The organism is Streptomyces sp. NPDC002835 (genome assembly GCF_053591995.1).
The window spans coordinates 1-16735 of sequence record NZ_JBSFUW010000020.1 but is presented as its reverse complement, the minus strand read 5'-3'; the positions used below and the strand labels follow the sequence as shown (position 1 = coordinate 16735).

The window sequence follows — 16735 nt, the reverse complement described above, 5'->3', positions numbered from 1 at the left end:
GTCGGCCGGCACCGCGCGGGCCCGGGGTCCGGGGCCCGCCCCGGTTTCGGGAAGGGGCGGGGTGGGGGAACGGCCCCGCCTGCCAGGGATCAGGCCGCCGCCGCCAAGGGCGCCGGCGGCCCCACCCGGATGCCGAAGTCGTTCAGGATCGCGTGCGCCGCCCTGCGGCCAGAGAAGAGCGCGCCCTGGACCGTGCCCGTGTCGCGGTGGTCGCCGCAGACGTAGAGGCCGGAGAGGACCCGGACCGGGCGGCGCAGGTCGTGCGGGGCCGGCATCGCGGGGATCGCATCCGGGGCGTGGTGGACGGCGAGCAGCTCCCAGGCGTCCGTCGGCCGGCCGTACAGCGTTGCCAGCTGCCGCCGCACCCGGCGGTCCAGATCGTCCGGCGGCGAGCCGAGAACCGTGGACGAGATGAGCACCCGTCCGTCCGACGCCCGCGACGGATCGACCTCGCTCATCACCGCCGTGTGAGACACCGGCCCGCTTCGGTCGGCGTCCAGCACCAGCGCCGGCTCCCTGAGCGGGGATTCGGGCGCGGTGTGGTGGAGGACCGTCACCGGGTGGTACGACGGCACCCGCAGCCCCGGCAGCAGCGCGGCCGCCGCCCGCGCCCCGGTGGCCAGCAGTACGGACCGGCAGCGGATCTGCCCGAACTCCTCCGTGGTCACGGACGTCGTGGAGACGTCGGTGACGCGGACCCCCGTCCGTACGGAGCCCACCGGCAGCGCGGCCGCCAGCAGTTCGTGCAGGGTCGCCGCGCCGCCCGCCGGCACGCACAGGCGGCCGCGTGCGTACCCGAGCAGCGCCAGGTCGGCGCACCGGCTGGAGGTGCCGGTCAGCTCCGGGTCGCCCAGCAGCGCGGACAGCAGCGGGCGCAGAAAGCCGTGCACCGTACGCGGGGACAGCCCGCGCCCGTACAGCGCCTCCGCGGCGGAACGTTCCGGCCGGGCGAGGACGCGGTCCACGGGCGTCGCGGCGAGGCGGGCCAGACAGGCCCCCAGCCGGGCCTGGTCGAGCTGCCGGGGCCGAGGGGCGCTCGCGAGAGCACGCGCCACACTGAACGCGACCCCCGCGCCCTGGGCGCCCGGCGGCGATCCCCGTCCCACGCTCCGGCGGCCGTGGACGGAGCCCCACCGCGCGCCGACCTCGCCGGTCCGCTGCAGCCGGCCCGCGCTGTGGACGAGCACACCGGGGGAGAACATCCGCAGATCCGCGTCCCGGAGCACCGCCGTGCGGCGCAGCTCCGGGTACGAGGTGCAGAGCAGCCGGCCCGTACGGTCGAGCCGGAAGCCGTCGAGCTGTGCGGTGGCCGTTCTGCCGATCGCGGGGGCGGCCTCCAGGACGCTGACGGTGACCCCCGCGCCGGTCAGCCGGTGGGCCGCCGAGAGGCCGGCGAGGCCGCCCCCGACGATGACGACGTCCGCATCATGAGCGGTGCTGAGCACGTGCCCCTCCCCGAGGTCGGCGCGGCCGGTGGGAAGCTCATGCCCCCAACAGGACCGAGGAATACCCGAGTTCGGTTCGAGACTAAAGAGATGTGCGGCCCGTGGAGGTAGCGCACATTGCGGAGCACCGGAGCGCGGGGGCGCACACCACCCGCTGCCCGGCCATGCCCCGCCCGGCGGAAGGACCACGCCCCCCACCGCTAGACGAGCGCCGCCCCGACCGCGTCGTCGATACGGGGAAAGGCGAACGAGAAGCCCGACCCCAGCAGCGCCCCCGGCAGCACCCGCGCGCTGCTCAGTACGTCCTCCGCCAGTCCGCCGAGCACCACCCGCAGCGCCGGCTCCGGCACCGCGAACGGTGTCGGGCGGCGCAGCACCCGGCCCATCGCCGCGGTGACCTCCCGGTTGGTCACCGGCTCCGGCGCCGTCAGGTTCACCGGCCCCGACAAGGACTCCGTGTCCACGATGTGCCGCAGCGCCGCCACGGTGTCGTGCAGGGAGATGAAGCTCCAGTACTGCCGGCCGCTGCCCAGCCGCCCCCCGAGCCCCGCCTTGAACAGGGGGAACATCCGCCCCCACGCACCCCCGTGCCGCGCCACCACGAGCCCCGTGCGCGCCATGGCCGTGCGTACCCCCGCCTCCTGCGCGGCGGCCGTGGCCTCCTCCCACTGGACGCACACGTCGGGCAGGAAGCCGTCCCCGGGCGGCGCGCTCTCGTCGACGGCCCGGCCGCCGGTGTCGCCGTAGTAGCCGACCGCGCTGCCGCTCACCAGCACCCGCGGCCGCACCTCCATGGCGGCGACGGCCTCCGCGATCGCGGCCGTGCCGAGGACGCGGCTGTCGCGGATCTCCTTGCGGTACGCCTCCGTCCACCGGTGGTCGCCCACCCCCGCCCCCGCCAGGTGCACGACGGCGTCGCAGCCGGCCAGGCCGGCCACGTCGACGTACTGCCGCGCCGGGTCCCACCGGACCTCGTCCGCGGCCTCTGGGGCTCGCCGCACCAGGCGCACCACCTCGTGCCCGTCGACGCGCAGGGAGTGCGTCAGCGCCCTGCCGATGAGGCCGGAGGCGCCGGTGACGGCGATTCGAGATCTCTGCATGGGCCCCATCCTGCCCCCGGCCGCCTTCATGGCACAGTGACGCCATGCCCGAATCGCACATACGTCCCGCACGCCGCTCCGACGAGGCGGAACTCGGCGAACTCGACCGCGCCGCCTGGTCGCCGCTGCACGCTGTGACGCCCCGGCCGCAGCCGCCGTACGACCCGTTCTTCGACCAGAAACACCACCCCGACCAGTTCCTCGTCGCCGAGGACGCCCACGGCACGGTCGTGGGCTACGTCCGCCTCGTCCCGCCGACCCCGCTGGCCTGCAACCGGCACGTCCGCCAGATCCAGGGCCTCGCCGTGGACGACCGGGCCCGCGGCCGCGGCGTCGGGCGCGCCCTGGTTCGGGCGGCGTGCGACGAGGCGCGGCGGCAGGGCGCCCTGCGCATCACCCTGCGGGTGCTCGCCCACAACACCCCGGCGCGGACGCTCTACGAGGCGGAGGGCTTCACCGTCGAGGGAGTCCTGCCGGGCGAGTTCCACCTCGACGGGCGGTACGTGGACGACGTGCTGATGGGTCGCTCCCTCGGGCCCGCCGAAGCGGACCGGTAGGCTCGCCGACGGCCCGTCAGAGACCGCCGAACCGTTCCCACAGTTTCGGGAAGCGCGCCGCCAGCGCCATGTCGTCGTCGAAGTCGAACGGCGTGCCGGCCGGTTCGGCAGACTGCACGGGGATGCCCAGATCGGGAGAGTCGGCGCCGGTCAGCTGCTCGTACGCCTCGTCCGCCGCGTAACCGAGCTCCTCGCCGTCGCCGTCGATGTCCTCGTCGAACTCGTCCAGCAGCTCGGCCAGCGAGTCCGGGTCGTGCACCCCGCCCTCGAAGACCTCCCGGCCCTGGCCGATCAGCCAGCACCGGAAGTAGTCGAACGCGTCGTCGCTCGCCCCGCCCAGCAGAACCGCCGCCGCGCCCCACAGGTCCCAGGTGTACGCGCGGTTGTAGCGGGACTCGAAGTGGCGTGCGAAGTCGAGCACGGAGTCGGGGTCGAGCTGCAGCAGCCGCTCCACGAGCAGCTCTGCGTGGTCCTCGGGGTCGCCCTCGGCGGCCTCGCGGGTGCTGTCGATGATCTCCCAGAACTCCGTCTCGTCCATCACGGGTCCAGCATCGTGGCTGGCACCGGCCCGCGCACGCGGAGCAGCCGAAAAGCGGCTGTTTCGCAATCCGGGGCCTTCGCACGGAACACGGCCGCGCAAGCCGGACAGAAGGTGTCCGGTTTCCGTGCGACGGTCGGTCCATGACGGAGAACAAGCCGCTCGACGGCTCCATCGCACTGGTCGCAGGCGCCACCCGGGGAGCGGGCCGCGCCATCGCCGTACAACTCGGCGTCCAGGGGGCGACGGTGTACGTGACGGGGCGCACCACCCGCGGACACGTCAGCGAGGTCGGCCGCGCCACAGAGACGATCGAGGAGACCGCGGAACTGGTCACCGCGGCGGGCGGCGAGGGCATCGCCGTCCCCACCGACCATCTGAAGCCGGAACAGGTACGGGCCCTGGTGGAGCGGATCGACCGCGAGCAGAGCCGTCTCGACATCCTCGTCAACGACATCTGGGGCGGGAACTTCCTGCTCGACTTCGACACCCGGATGTGGGACGTCGACCTGGAGCGCGGGCTGCGGATGCTCGACCTCGGCGTGAAGAGCCACATCATCACCAGCAGCATCGCGCTGCCCCTGCTGGTCCGGCAGCCCGGCGGCCTGGTCGTCGAGGTCACGGACGGCACCGCGGAGACGAACAAGGGCTTCCGCGAGAACTTCTACTACGACCTGGCCAAGAACGGCCCGATCCGGATGGCCTTCACCCTCGGCGAGGAGCTGAAGCACGTCGGCTGCACGGCGGTCGCGGTCACCCCCGGCTTCCTCCGGTCGGAGGAGATGCTCGACATCTTCGGCCTCACCGAGGAGAACTGGCGCGACGGTGTGACGAAGCAGAAGCACTGGGCACTGTCCGAGTCACCCGTGTACGTGGGCCGGGGCGTCGCCGCCCTCGCCGCCGACCCGGACCGGGCCCGCTGGAACGGCCGCTCCCTCGACAGCGGCCGGCTGGCCAGGGAGTACGGCGTCACCGACGCGGACGGCAGCAGGCCCGACGTGTGGGGATACATGATGGCGGAGCAGGCGGGCGGCACCCCGCGGATCGAGGACCACCGCTGACCCCGGGCCGGGGGCCTACGCCGGGTCCGGCCCCGTGCCGGTCCCGGCGTACACCTCGGCCAGCCGGGCCGCCGTCCGGGCGAAGCGCTCGCGCAGCTCCGCGGGGGCGAGGACCTCCACCTCGGGGCCGAGCGCGAGGAGTTGGCCGTACGCCACGTCCGGCGACTCCACCCGCAGCGTGCAGGTCACCCGTCCGGCGGCGTCGGGCGGATCCGCGGCGGCCAGCGCCTCCTCGGCCGCCGCCCGGTCCGTGACATGCGGCAGCCGGCGCGCCCCGTCCCCGGTCAGACGGACGACGACCTCGGCGCGCAGGATGGACCGCGCGAACTGCGCGGCCCGCTCCGCCCAGAAGGCCGGAAGGTCGAACTCCGGGTCCCGCTCGAAGAGTTCACCGTCCCCGGTCACGGAGGTGAACCGGTCGATCCGGTACACCCGGAAGCCGCCTTCCGGCCGCGCGCAGAGGTACCAGACGCCCGCCTTGAGTACGAGCCCGTACGGCTCCAGCTCCCGCTCCACCTCCGCGTCCCGGCGGCGGTACACGGCCCGGACACGGCGGTCCTCCCACACCGCCTCGGCGATCACCGGCAGCAGCGCCGGTGTCTCCGGCTCCTGGTACCAGCCGGGCGCGTCCAGATGGAAGCGCCCGGCCGCGGACTCCGGCGCGTCGCTGAGCGAGGGGAGCAGCGCCGCGGACACCTTCAGCCGTGCCGCGGACGCCGCGTCCTCGAGCCCCATGTCGCGCAGCGCTCCCGGCAGCCCGGAGAGGAACAGCGCCTCCGCCTCGCTGCGGCCCAGCCCGGTGAGCCGGGTCCGGTACCCGCCGACCAGCCGGTAGCCGCCGGCCCGCCCCCGGTCGGCGTAGACCGGGACACCGGCCTCCGACAGGGCGAGCGCGTCCCGGGTGACCGTCCGCTCGGACACCTCGAGTTCCCGGGCCAGCTCCGCCCCGGTCATCGAGGGCCGGGCCTGCAGCAGGAGCACCATCTTGATCAGCCGGGCAGCGCGCATTACCTCATCATCGCGCAGGCGGGCGCAGCGGTACCTGGAGTTCCGTCACCCACTTCTCCTTGTCCGGAGGGCACTCCAGATAGACCTCACGGGCGTAGCCGGCCGAGCTGTGGCCGCCCGCGTCGATCCAGCGGGCCAGGGTCTGCTCGGTGGGCATGACCGTGTCCATCGGGCCGCGGTGGACGATCGTCGCCGCCCGTTCGACGGAGGGCAGTTCGACGATCTCGAAGTCCTCGCCGGGGACGGGCCGCTGGTCGGCCGCGACGGTGCACCCGGCGTGCACCAGAACCGCGCCGCCGCCGTCCGGCGCGTCCTCGTAATAGGCGATGCCGGGACCCGCCGGGGTGACCCCGGCGGCCGTCAGCCGGGTGAACAGCTGGTCGTACAGCGGGCTGATGACCGGTCCGATGTGCTCGGGGGCGTAACTGGCCGCGACGGCGGACAGCACGGCGACCCGTACGGCCGGAGTGCTCTTGACGATGACGTCCTGGGTGGGCATGTGGCCCTCGCTCTCGATCGACCGGAGCCTCGCCTCGACCTGGGCCAGCCTGGCGGCCGCCGCGGCCATCGACTCCTCCAGCTCCGCCTGCCGCAGCTTGAGCATCCCGCGCAGTTCCTCCGTGGTCACCCGCTCCTCGAGGATCTGCCGCACCTGCGCGAGGGTGAAGCCGAGGTCCTTGAGGGCGATGACGCGGTTGAGCGTGGCGAGCTGCGCCGCGGAGTAGTAGCGGTAGCCGGTGAACGGGTCGGTGTGCTCCGGCCGGAGCAGCCCGACCGCGTCGTAGTGACGCAGCATCCGGGCGGACACACGGCCGTGCCTGGCGAAGTCTCCGATGGTGAACATGACGTCTCCCAGTGCACGGCTTCACACGGTGTCAGGGTCAAGCATCACCCGTGAGGACCCTGCGACGCTGTCGCCGGGATGTGCTTCGCGGGCTACCGTGCAAAACAGGCCAGTTCTGGAGCACGTCCCCATCAGCAGACCCGAGGAACGCATATGACGCAGCAGCCACGTGAACAGTGGGCCACGCGTGCCGGGTTCCTGATGGCCGCCATCGGTTCGGCCATCGGGCTCGGCAACATCTGGCGCTTTCCGGCCATCGCCTACGAGAACGGCGGCGGCGCCTTCCTGCTGCCGTACCTGATCGCCCTCCTGACCGCCGGCATCCCGTTGCTCATCATGGAGTACACGATCGGCCGCAAGTACCGGTTGTCACCGCCGGCCGCGCTGCGCCGGATGTCGAGGCCCGCCGAGGTCATCGGCTGGTGGCAGGTCGTCATCTCCTTCGTCATCGCGACCTACTACGCCGTCATCATCGCGTGGGCGATCCGCTACGTCGGCTTCTCCGTCGGGCAGCAGTGGGGCGACGACCCTGAGAGCTTCCTCTTCGGCGACTTCCTCGAGACCGCGGAAACCCCCGGAGCCATCTCCAGCTATGTGCCCGGCGTGCTCTGGCCGCTGATCGCCGTGTGGGTGGTCGTGCTGGCCATCCTGGCGTTCGGCATCCGGCGCGGCATCGAACGCGCCAACAAGGTCTTCATCCCGCTGCTGGTGATCTTCTTCGTGGCCCTGGTGATCCGGGCCCTCACCCTGGACGGCGCGGCGAGCGGGCTGGACGCCCTGTTCTCACCCGATTGGTCGGAACTGACCAACGGAAGTGTCTGGGTCGCCGCGTACGGCCAGATCTTCTTCTCGCTGTCGATCGGCTTCGGCATCATGGTCACGTACGCCTCGTACCTGGGGCGGCGCGCGGACCTCACCGGCTCCGCCATGGTCGCGGGCTTCGCCAACAGCTCCTTCGAGATCCTCGCGGGCATCGGCGTCTTCGCGACGCTCGGCTATCTGGCCACCGCCGCGGGGGTACCGGTCGGCGAGGTCGCGAGCGCCGGCATCGGACTGGCGTTCGTCGCGTTCCCCGCGGTCATCTCGGAGATGCCGCTCGGCGGCCTCTTCGGAGTGCTGTTCTTCAGCTCCCTGGTGATCGCGGGTCTCTCCTCGCTGATCTCCATCGTGCAGGTGGTCGTCTCCGCGGTGCAGGACCGCACCGGGATGCGCCGGATGCCCGCCGTGTTCGGCATCGGCGGCCTGGTGGCCCTGGTCTCCATCCTGCTGTTCCCGACCGACGACGGGCTGTTCCTGCTGGACGCCTCCGACCACTTCATCAACCAGTACGGCATCGCGCTGGCGGCCCTGGTCGCCCTGGTCGTCATCGCCTGGCTGCTGCGGAAGCTGCCGGAGCTCCAGCAGAACGCGGACGCCACGTCCGCCATCCGCCTCGGCCACTGGTGGCGCATCTGCCTCGGCATCATCACCCCCCTGGTCCTGGGCTGGATGATGGTCGACAGCCTGCGCACGGAATTCGACGAGAACTACGAGGGCTACTCGACCGGCTTCCTGCTCACCGCCGGATGGGGTGTCGCCATCGGCGCGCTCGTCGTCGCCGTCATCCTCACCCTGCTGCCCTGGAAGGCCGGCGGTGAGGACATCGACCTCGACATGGAGTCACCCGCCGACAGGAAGGAGCGCTGATGTCGACCGGCGCCGTCATCATGATGATCATCGCCATCGCGGTCGTGTGGGGCGGTCTGGTCGCCGCCATCGTCCGGCTGCGGCGGCACGCCCCCGAGCCCGAGGAGCCGCCGCCGGGAGTCCGTCCGGCCGAGTGAGGCGCCGGTCCGGCGCACCATCAGAAAAAGGCGTGGCCCCTGCCGTACGCATCCGTACGGCAGGGGCCACGCCTTCGTTCACCCGGCCGGTCCTACAGGCCGTAGCGCTCGCGCGCCTCCTTCACGGCCGAGGCCGGGACCTCACCGCGCCTGGCGAGCTGGGCCAGCGCGGCGACCGTGATCGACTGCGGGTCGACGCCGAAGTGGCGGCGGGCCGCGTCACGCGTGTCCGAGATGCCGAAGCCGTCCGTGCCGAGCGAGGACCAGTCCTGCTCCACCCACTGGCTGATCTGGTCCGGCACCTGCCGCATCCAGTCGGAGACCGCCAGCACCGGGCCCGGCGCGCCTTCCAGCGCCTGCGTGACGTACGGCGTGCGCTGCTCTCCGCGCAGGAGGGCCTCGTCGGCCTCCAGGGCGTCGCGGCGCAGCTCGCCCCACGACGTCGCGGACCACACATCGGCCGCCACGTTCCAGTCGGCGGCCAGCAGCCGCTGGGCCTCGAGCGCCCAGTGGATGGCCGTACCCGAGGCGAGGAGCTGCAGACGCGGCGCGTCCGCGCCCGCCGAGCCCTCGTTGAAGCGGTAGAGGCCCTTGACGATGCCCTCCTCGACGCCCTCCGGCATCGCGGGCTGCACCTTCGGCTCGTTGTAGACCGTGAGGTAGTAGAAGACGTCCTCGGCGTCGGGGCCGTACATCCTGCGCAGACCGTCCTTGACGATCACCGCGATCTCGTACGCGAACGCCGGGTCGTAGTTGAGCGACGCCGGGTTGGTGGCCGCGATCAGGTGCGAGTGGCCGTCGGCGTGCTGCAGACCCTCACCGGTCAGCGTCGTACGGCCCGCGGTCGCGCCCACGATGAAGCCCTTGCCGAGCTGGTCGGCGAGCTGCCACATCTGGTCGCCGGTCCGCTGCCAGCCGAACATCGAGTAGAAGATGTAGAACGGGATCATCGTCTCGCCGTGCGTCGCGTACGACGTCGCGGCGGCGATGAAGTCGGCCATGGCGCCGGCCTCGGTGATCCCCTCGTTGAGGATCTGGCCGTCCTTGGCCTCCTTGTAGTACATCAGCTGGTCGCGGTCGACCGGCTCGTACGTCTGGCCCAGCGGCGAGTAGATGCCCGCCGACGGGAACAGCGACTCCATGCCGAAGGTGCGGGCCTCGTCCGGGACGATCGGCACCCAGCGGCGACCGGTCTGCTTGTCCCGCATCAGGTCCTTGACCAGGCGGACGAACGCCATGGTCGTGGCCATCTCCTGCTTGCCGGACCCCTTGTAGAGCGCCTGGAACGCGCGCTCCTCCGGCTGCGGCAGCGGGGCCGAGGCGTGCATCCGGCGGGCCGGCGCGGGGCCGCCGAGAGCGGCACGGCGCTCCTGGAGGTAGCGCACCTCCGGGGAGTCGGCGCCCGGGTGGCCGTACGGCACCACGCCGTCCTCGAAGGCGCTGTCGGCGATCGGGAGCCCGAGCAGATCGCGCATGCCCTTGAACTCGTCGGTCGTCAGCTTCTTCATCTGGTGGTTGGCGTTCTTGGACTCGAAGCCCTTGCCGAGCGTGTAGCCCTTCACCGTCTGCGCCAGGATCACCGTCGGCGCGCCCTTGTGGGCGAGCGCCGCGCGGTAAGCCGCGTACACCTTGCGGGCCTCGTGGCCGCCGCGGGAGGTGTAGAAGCACTCGGCGATCTTCGCGTCGGAGAGCAGCCTGGCGAGCTCGACGAGCGCGGGCTCCGCGCCGAAGAAGTGCTCGCGGATGTACGCCACGTCGCGCGTCGCGTACGTCTGGAACTGCGCGTCCGGCACCTCGCGCAGCCGGCGGACCAGCGCGCCCGTGGTGTCGAGCTGGAACAGCTCGTCCCAGGCCGAGCCCCACAGCGACTTGACGACGTTCCAGCCGGCGCCGCGGAACTGGGACTCCAGCTCCTGCACGATCTTGAAGTTGGCGCGGACCGGGCCGTCGAGACGCTGCAGATTGCAGTTGATCACGAAGGTCAGGTTGTCGAGCTGCTCGCGCGAGGCCAGTGCGAGCGCCGCCGTCGACTCCGGCTCGTCCATCTCGCCGTCACCGAGGAACGCCCACACGTGCGAGTTGGCCGTGTCCTTGATCCCGCGGTTGTGCAGATACCGGTTGAAGCGCGCCTGGTAGATCGCGGACAGCGGGCCGAGCCCCATCGAGACGGTGGGGAACTCCCACAGCCAGGGCAGCCGGCGCGGGTGCGGGTACGAGGGCAGGCCCTTGCCGCCGGCCTCCTGGCGGAAGTTGTCCAGGTGCTCCTCGGTGAGGCGGCCGTCGAGGAACGCGCGGGCGTAGATGCCGGGGGAGGCGTGGCCCTGGATGTAGAGCTGGTCGCCGGAGCCGTCCCCCTCCTTGCCGCGGAAGAAGTGGTTGAAGCCCGTCTCGTACAGCCAGGCCGCCGACGCGAACGTGGCGATGTGGCCGCCGACGCCGTGCTTGGAGCCGCGGGTCACCATGGCGGCCGCGTTCCAGCGGTTCCAGGCCGTGATGCGGGCTTCCATCGCCTCGTCGCCGTCGAAGGCGGGCTCGGCGGGGGTCGGGATGGTGTTGACGTAGTCCGTCTCCAGCAGGCGGGGCAGGGCCACACCGGCCTTCTCGGCGTGCTCGAGCGTGCGGCGCATCAGGTACGCGGCGCGGTGCGGGCCTGCGTGCTCCGCGACGGCATCGAGGGACGCCGCCCACTCGGCGGTTTCCTCGGCGTCGCGGTCCGGGAGCTGGTCGAGCTCGCTCGGAAGCTTGCCTACGGGGTCGGTCATGATCGCCGCCTTCCGGACAGGAGGGGGGTGGAGAAGGGGGTTTGCCGTGTCTGGCAGGACAGGGCGAAGGGCGGGTGACGCCCTTGGCCGAACTGTAAGTGTCTGATCGATGATCGATCAAAGCCTGGGGAGAAATTGGCATCCGGTGCCACAAAAGTGGGCACGCGGTGCCGGTGCAAAGGGGTGTGTTCCGGGCGTCTTCTGCGGTGGGGCGCGGCGTGCGCGGCGTGACCCGTGGTGGTCCGGTGGTGGGTGCGGCGTCGCCCGGGGCCGGTCCGGGCCACCGCCCGGTGGTGGGTGCGGGGGTCGGGGCCTCCGGAGGGGGGATCCCGGACTGCTGTCCTCACCGCGCTTCGCGCGAGTTGCGTCGCTTTACGTCCGGTCACCCCCCTCCTCCGACCCCGCCCCCCTCCTGTCGCGTGGGGCCCGTCCCGCCCGGTGGTCGCCCCACAGGCGGGTGGCCCTTGCCGCCAGGGCTGGTGCCCGCTCCGGCGACTGATCGTCCGCGCGGTAGAGCCGGATCCGCTGGCGGGGGCTGGGTGGGGACGCCGGTGTGTGGCCATCGGCCGGGGCTGCTGCCCCGTGTCCCTTGGGCAGGTCCCCGGTTGGGGCCGGCAGGGCGGCCGCCCGCGCGGCGCGTTCTTGTTGGGTTCCGGGCGAGGCCCGTTCGGTGCCCGCAGGGCCGGCTGCCGTCCCGCGCGCCTCCCTCGGTCCGGTTCGGGGCCGGCACGGCTGCCCTTGGCGCGCTCATCGGGATCTGGGGCGGAGCCCCCGGTTCGGGACCGCATGATCGCTCCCGGCGCACTGACGAGGTCTGGGGCGAAGTCCCGGTTCGGGACCGGATGGCCGCTCCCGGCGCGTCTCGTCGGGGTCTGGGGCGGAGCCCCAGTTTCGGGAAGGGGCGGGGTGGGGGACTTCTCCTACCTGCACTTGCCCACCGGCGGGTGCACACGGGTCGGCCCGAGGGAGGGGGACGCGCAGGGGGTCGTGTCCGGGACGTAAAGCGTCGCAACTCGCGCGAAGCGCGGTGAGGACAGCAGTCCCGGACACGGCCACCGGAGCGGCACCCGGACGCCCGAGCAACCGGACCGGGCTCCGCCCGGGCGCCAGGCGACACGGTCCGGGCGGGGCCGGGCCGGGGGACGCAACCGGGACCGGGCCACGCCCGGAGACCGCGCCGTCAGGCGCGCGGCGCGCAGCCCAGGACGTGGGCCTTGACGAGCGCGCCGATCTCCGGGTCGGACCGCCGGAACGCCTCCACCAGGTCCTGGTGCTCCTCCGCGTACGACTTCTGCACCGTCCCCAGCCAGCGGATCGACAGCGCCGTGAAGACCTCGATGCCCAGGCCCTCCCACGTGTGCAGCAGGACCGCGTTGCCCGCGGCGCGGACCAGCTCCCGGTGGAAGGCGACCGTGTGGCGGACCTGGCCGGCGGAGTCGCCGGTGCGGTCGGCCTCGTAGAGGGCCGTGACATGGGGCGAGAGGGCCGAGCAGTCGGCCGCCAGCCGCGCCGCCGCGAGCTCCGCGGCGATCTGCTCCAGGCCGGCCCGGACCGGGTAGCTCTCCTCCAGGTCCGCGGCCGTCAGATTCCGTACCCGTACGCCCTTGTTGGGGGCCGACTCGATCAGCCGCAGGGACTCCAGCTCGCGCAGCGCCTCGCGCACGGGGGTCTGGGAGACCTCGAGTTCGGTGGCGATGCGGCGCTCGACGATGCGTTCCCCGGGCTTCCAGCGGCCGCTCACGATCCCCTCCACGATGTGCTCGCGGATCTGATCGCGCAGCGAGTGGACGACGGGGATGGTCATGGAGCGCTCCTTAAAGCCGCGTCGACCTGTGGCCCTTAGACAATACGGCTGCGCCCCCGCCCGGAAGTACTCCCGAGCAGGGGCGCAGCAGGTGAGGCTGGTTACAGCCGCGTGGTTCAGAGGCCGAGCTCGACCTCGAACTCACCGGCCTCCAGGATCGCCTTGACCGTCGACAGGTAGCGGGCGGCGTCGGCGCCGTCCACCAGGCGGTGGTCGTAGGAGAGCGCGATGTACGTCATGTCGCGGATCGCGATCGTCTCGCCGAGGTCCGGGTGGTTGACGACCACGGGGCGGCGGACCGTGCCACCGACGCCCAGGATGGCGACCTGGTTCGGCGGGACGATGATCGTGTCGAACAGCACCCCGCGCGAGCCGGTGTTGCTGATGGTGAAGGTCCCGCCGGCGAGGTCGTCCGGCGTGATCTTGCTGGAGCGCACCGCACCCGCGAGCTCGGCGGTCTTCTTGGCGATGCCGGCGAGGTTCAGGTCGCCCGCGCCCTTGATGACCGGCGTCATCAGACCCTTCTCGGAGTCCACGGCGATGCCGATGTTCTCCGAGTCGAAGTACGTGATGGTGCCTTCGCCCTCGTTGATCCGGGCGTTGATGACCGGGTGGGCCTTCAGCGCCTGGGCGGCGGCCTTGACGAAGAACGGCATCGGGGAGAGCTTGACGCCCTCACGTGCCGCGAACGCGTCCTTCGCACGGGCGCGCAGCTTCATCAGCTTCGTGATGTCGACCTCGACGACCGAGGTCAGCTGGGCCTGGTCGTGCAGCGCCTTCATCATGTTGTCGCCGATGACCTTGCGCATCCGGGTCATCTTGACCGTCTGACCGCGCAGCGGGGACACCTCGAGCTTCGGCGCCTTCGCCGCAGCCGGGGCGGCAGCGGCAGGTGCCGGTGCGGCGGCCTTGGCAGCCTCCGCGGCCGCGATGACGTCCTGCTTGCGGATGCGGCCACCGACGCCGGAGCCCTTGACCGAGCCGAGGTCGACGCCGTTCTCGGCGGCGAGCTTGCGGACCAGCGGGGTCACGTACGCGTCGCTCGACTCGACCTGAGCCGGGGCGGCGGGCGCGGCCGGAGCGGCGGGAGCCGCCGGGGCCTGGGCAGGGGCGGCCGGAGCCGGAGCGGCAGCCGGGGCAGGGGCCGGGGCGGCGGGCGCGGGAGCCGCCGGCGCGGGAGCCGGTGCCGCCGGCGCGGGGGCCGGAGCGGCAGCCGGAGCCGGCGCGGGCTCGGCGGCAGGGGCGGGCGCCGCCGGGGCGGGGGCGGCGGCCGGGGCCGCACCCTTCGCACCGATGACGGCCAGCTTCGCGCCGACCGCCGCCGTCTCGTCCTCGGCGACAACGATCTCCAGCAGCACGCCGGAGGCCGGCGCGGGGATCTCGGTGTCGACCTTGTCGGTGGAGACCTCGAGCAGCGGCTCGTCCTCCGTGACCTCCTCGCCGACCTCCTTCAGCCAGCGGGTGACGGTGCCCTCGGTGACGCTCTCGCCGAGCGCGGGAAGGACGACGTCGGTGCCCTCGGCGGAACCACCGCCTGCGGCGGCCTCCGCGGTCGGGGCGGGTGCCGGGGCGGCGGCCTCGGTGGAGGGCGCAGCCTGCGGCGCCTCCTGGGCCGGGGCCGGGGCGGGGGCGGCAGCCTCGGCGGCGGCCGGGGCCGGAGCCTCGGCCGGAGCGCCGGAGCCGTCGTCGATGACGGCCAGCTCGGCGCCGACCTCTACGGTCTCGTCCTCGGCGACCTTGATGGACGCCAGCACGCCGGAAGCAGGGGCGGGGATCTCAGTGTCGACCTTGTCGGTCGACACCTCGAGCAGCGGCTCGTCAGCCTCGACGCGCTCTCCCTCGGCCTTCAGCCAGCGGGTGACAGTGCCCTCGGTGACGCTCTCGCCGAGCGCCGGAAGGGTTACGGAAACCGCCATGGTTTCAGTTGCTCCTTAACGATGTGCGGAAGTGGTCTGTCGCGCCCGTGACTGATCAGTCGTGGGAGTGCAGCGGCTTGCCGGCCAGGGCCAGGTGGGCCTCGCCGAGGGCTTCGTTCTGCGTCGGGTGCGCGTGGATGAGCTGCGCGACCTCGGCCGGCAGAGCCTCCCAGTTGTAGATCAGCTGAGCTTCGCCGACCTGCTCGCCCATACGGTCACCGACCATGTGGACGCCGACCACGGCGCCGTCCTTGACCTGGACGAGCTTGATCTCGCCCGCGGTCTTCAGGATCTTGCTCTTGCCGTTGCCCGCGAGGTTGTACTTCAGGGCGACGACCTTGTCCGCACCGTAGATCTCCTTGGCCTTGGCCTCGGTGATGCCGACGGAGGCGACCTCGGGGTGGCAGTACGTCACCTTCGGCACACCGTCGTAGTCGATCGGGACGGTCTTCAGACCGGCCAGCCGCTCCGCCACCAGGATGCCCTCGGCGAAGCCGACGTGCGCGAGCTGGAGGGTCGGCACCAGGTCGCCGACGGCGGAGACGGTGGGCACGTTGGTCTGCATGTACTCGTCGACCACGACGTAGCCGCGGTCCATCGCGACGCCCTGCTCCTCGTAGCCGAGGCCCTGGGAGACCGGACCGCGGCCGATGGCGACCAGGAGGACCTCGGCCTCGAAGGTCTTGCCGTCGGCGAGGGTGACCCGCACGCCGTCCTGGGTGTACTCGGCCTTCTCGAAGAAGGTGCCCAGGTTGAACTTGATGCCGCGCTTGCGGAACGCGCGCTCCAGCAGCTTCGAGCTGTTCTCGTCCTCGACCGGGACCAGGTGCTTGAGGCCCTCGACGATCGTGACGTCGGTACCGAAGGACTTCCACGCGGAGGCGAACTCGACGCCGATGACGCCGCCGCCCAGGATGATCGCCGACTGCGGGACGCGGTCCAGTGTCAGCGCGTGGTCCGAGGAGATGATGCGGTTGCCGTCGATCTCCAGGCCCGGCAGCGACTTCGGCACGGAACCGGTTGCCAGCAGGACGTGGCGGCCCTGCACGCGGCTGCCGTTCACGTCGACGGAGGTCGGGGAGGACAGCCGGCCCTCACCCTCGATGTAGGTCACCTTGCGGGAGGCGACCAGACCCTGCAGCCCCTTGTAGAGGCCGGAGACGACCTCGTCCTTGTACTTGTGCACGCCCGCGATGTCGATGCCCTCGAAAGAGGTCTTGACGCCGAACTGGTCGGCCTCGCGGGCCTGGTCGGCGATCTCGCCGGCGTGCAGCAGCGCCTTCGTGGGGATGCAACCGTTGTGCAGGCAGGTGCCGCCCAGCTTGTTCTTCTCGATCAGTGCGACGTCCAGGCCCAGCTGAGCTCCGCGCAGCGCCGCAGCGTAACCGCCGCTACCACCGCCGAGGATCACTAGGTCGAAAACGGTGCTGGCGTCGTTCGCCACGTCACGTCCTCCATGCATCTGCGCCGTTCGCCGGGCCCCCGTCTCGGGAGATGGCCGGCCGGTCGGCTGGTGTTCGGCCGCTGATTCTTCGGCCCTGTGGTGGGGGCCCTGTCCTGCCGGGAACCCATCTTCGCACTTGTTGACGGGAGGCGGGACGCGGGGCCGTAGCTTGAGATGGTGAGCTTGAGCGCGTTTTGCGGTTACCGGGGGGTACGGGGGGGTGCTGCGCGGAGCCGCTTCCCCACCCCGCCCCTTCCCGAACCGGGCTCCGCCCGGACCTGTTCCCGGAGGCTCCACCCCCGGACCCCCGCGCCTCGATCGCCGGCGGGGGGGGGGGGGGGGCGGGCGGGGGGGGGGGGGCCCCCGGCGGGGGGGGGGGGCCCGGGGGGGGGGGGCGGGGCCCCAGCCCCCCGGGGGGGGGGGCCGCCCCCCG

General features: G+C 72.3%; 13 protein-coding genes. 4 read left to right on the top strand and 9 right to left on the bottom strand.

Translation table 11 applies throughout. The features are described from left to right. Positions 1-89: 89 nt before the first annotated feature. On the bottom strand, positions 90-1445 hold the full coding sequence (locus ACWD01_RS21645; RefSeq protein ID WP_451164181.1) for an FAD-dependent oxidoreductase: 1356 nt from the start codon (positions 1443-1445) through the stop codon (positions 90-92). A gap of 200 nt (positions 1446-1645) precedes the next feature. Then, positions 1646-2545 (bottom strand): TIGR01777 family oxidoreductase, encoded by a 900-nt coding sequence (locus ACWD01_RS21640; protein ID WP_451164179.1) that lies wholly within the window; start codon positions 2543-2545, stop codon positions 1646-1648. Between the two features lie 44 nt (positions 2546-2589). Between ACWD01_RS21640 and ACWD01_RS21635 the strand changes: the two genes are divergently transcribed. Then, the gene (locus ACWD01_RS21635; protein ID WP_451164177.1) at positions 2590-3102 is read left to right on the top strand and encodes an N-acetyltransferase family protein; all 513 of its coding nucleotides are present in this window, start codon (positions 2590-2592) and stop codon (positions 3100-3102) included. Between the two features lie 16 nt (positions 3103-3118). Here ACWD01_RS21635 and ACWD01_RS21630 read toward each other — a convergent pair whose 3' ends face one another. Beyond that, the gene (locus tag ACWD01_RS21630) at positions 3119-3640 is read right to left on the bottom strand and encodes a DUF4240 domain-containing protein (protein WP_451164390.1); all 522 of its coding nucleotides are present in this window, start codon (positions 3638-3640) and stop codon (positions 3119-3121) included. Positions 3641-3783: 143 nt separating this feature from the next. Between ACWD01_RS21630 and ACWD01_RS21625 the strand changes: the two genes are divergently transcribed. After that, the gene (locus tag ACWD01_RS21625) at positions 3784-4701 is read left to right on the top strand and encodes an SDR family oxidoreductase (protein WP_451164175.1); all 918 of its coding nucleotides are present in this window, start codon (positions 3784-3786) and stop codon (positions 4699-4701) included. Between the two features lie 15 nt (positions 4702-4716). Here ACWD01_RS21625 and ACWD01_RS21620 read toward each other — a convergent pair whose 3' ends face one another. After that, positions 4717-5709: a helix-turn-helix transcriptional regulator gene (locus ACWD01_RS21620; protein WP_451164173.1), complete on the bottom strand. Its 993-nt coding sequence runs from the start codon at positions 5707-5709 to the stop codon at positions 4717-4719. Between the two features lie 7 nt (positions 5710-5716). Then, the gene (locus ACWD01_RS21615) at positions 5717-6553 is read right to left on the bottom strand and encodes a MerR family transcriptional regulator (protein ID WP_451164171.1); all 837 of its coding nucleotides are present in this window, start codon (positions 6551-6553) and stop codon (positions 5717-5719) included. Positions 6554-6706: 153 nt separating this feature from the next. Here ACWD01_RS21615 and ACWD01_RS21610 point away from each other — a divergent pair, with 153 nt between their 5' ends. Together ACWD01_RS21610 and ACWD01_RS21605 are read left to right on the top strand one after the other, a co-directional pair. Continuing rightward, complete coding sequence (locus ACWD01_RS21610) at positions 6707-8239, top strand: sodium-dependent transporter (RefSeq protein ID WP_451164169.1); 1533 nt, start codon at positions 6707-6709, stop codon at positions 8237-8239. Further along, positions 8239-8376 (top strand): methionine/alanine import family NSS transporter small subunit, encoded by a 138-nt coding sequence (locus tag ACWD01_RS21605; RefSeq protein WP_451164167.1) that lies wholly within the window; start codon positions 8239-8241, stop codon positions 8374-8376. The genes ACWD01_RS21610 and ACWD01_RS21605 overlap by 1 nt, the downstream gene beginning before the upstream one ends. A gap of 92 nt (positions 8377-8468) precedes the next feature. On the opposite strand, the gene aceE is transcribed toward ACWD01_RS21605, so the two are convergent. The 4 genes from aceE to lpdA all read right to left on the bottom strand — a co-directional run bounded on the left by aceE (position 8469) and on the right by lpdA (position 16302). Next, positions 8469-11138: a pyruvate dehydrogenase (acetyl-transferring), homodimeric type gene (gene aceE / locus ACWD01_RS21600; protein ID WP_451164165.1), complete on the bottom strand. Its 2670-nt coding sequence runs from the start codon at positions 11136-11138 to the stop codon at positions 8469-8471. A 1180-nt stretch (positions 11139-12318) separates the two neighbouring features. After that, a complete protein-coding gene (locus tag ACWD01_RS21595; RefSeq protein WP_451164163.1) occupies positions 12319-12942 on the bottom strand; it encodes a GntR family transcriptional regulator in 624 nt (207 codons plus the stop codon). A gap of 116 nt (positions 12943-13058) precedes the next feature. Continuing rightward, positions 13059-14858: a 2-oxoglutarate dehydrogenase, E2 component, dihydrolipoamide succinyltransferase gene (gene sucB / locus ACWD01_RS21590; protein WP_451164161.1), complete on the bottom strand. Its 1800-nt coding sequence runs from the start codon at positions 14856-14858 to the stop codon at positions 13059-13061. Between the two features lie 55 nt (positions 14859-14913). Next, positions 14914-16302, bottom strand: coding sequence for a dihydrolipoyl dehydrogenase (gene lpdA / locus ACWD01_RS21585; protein ID WP_451164159.1), 1389 nt, complete (start codon positions 16300-16302; stop codon positions 14914-14916). Between the last annotated feature and the right edge of the window lie 433 nt (positions 16303-16735).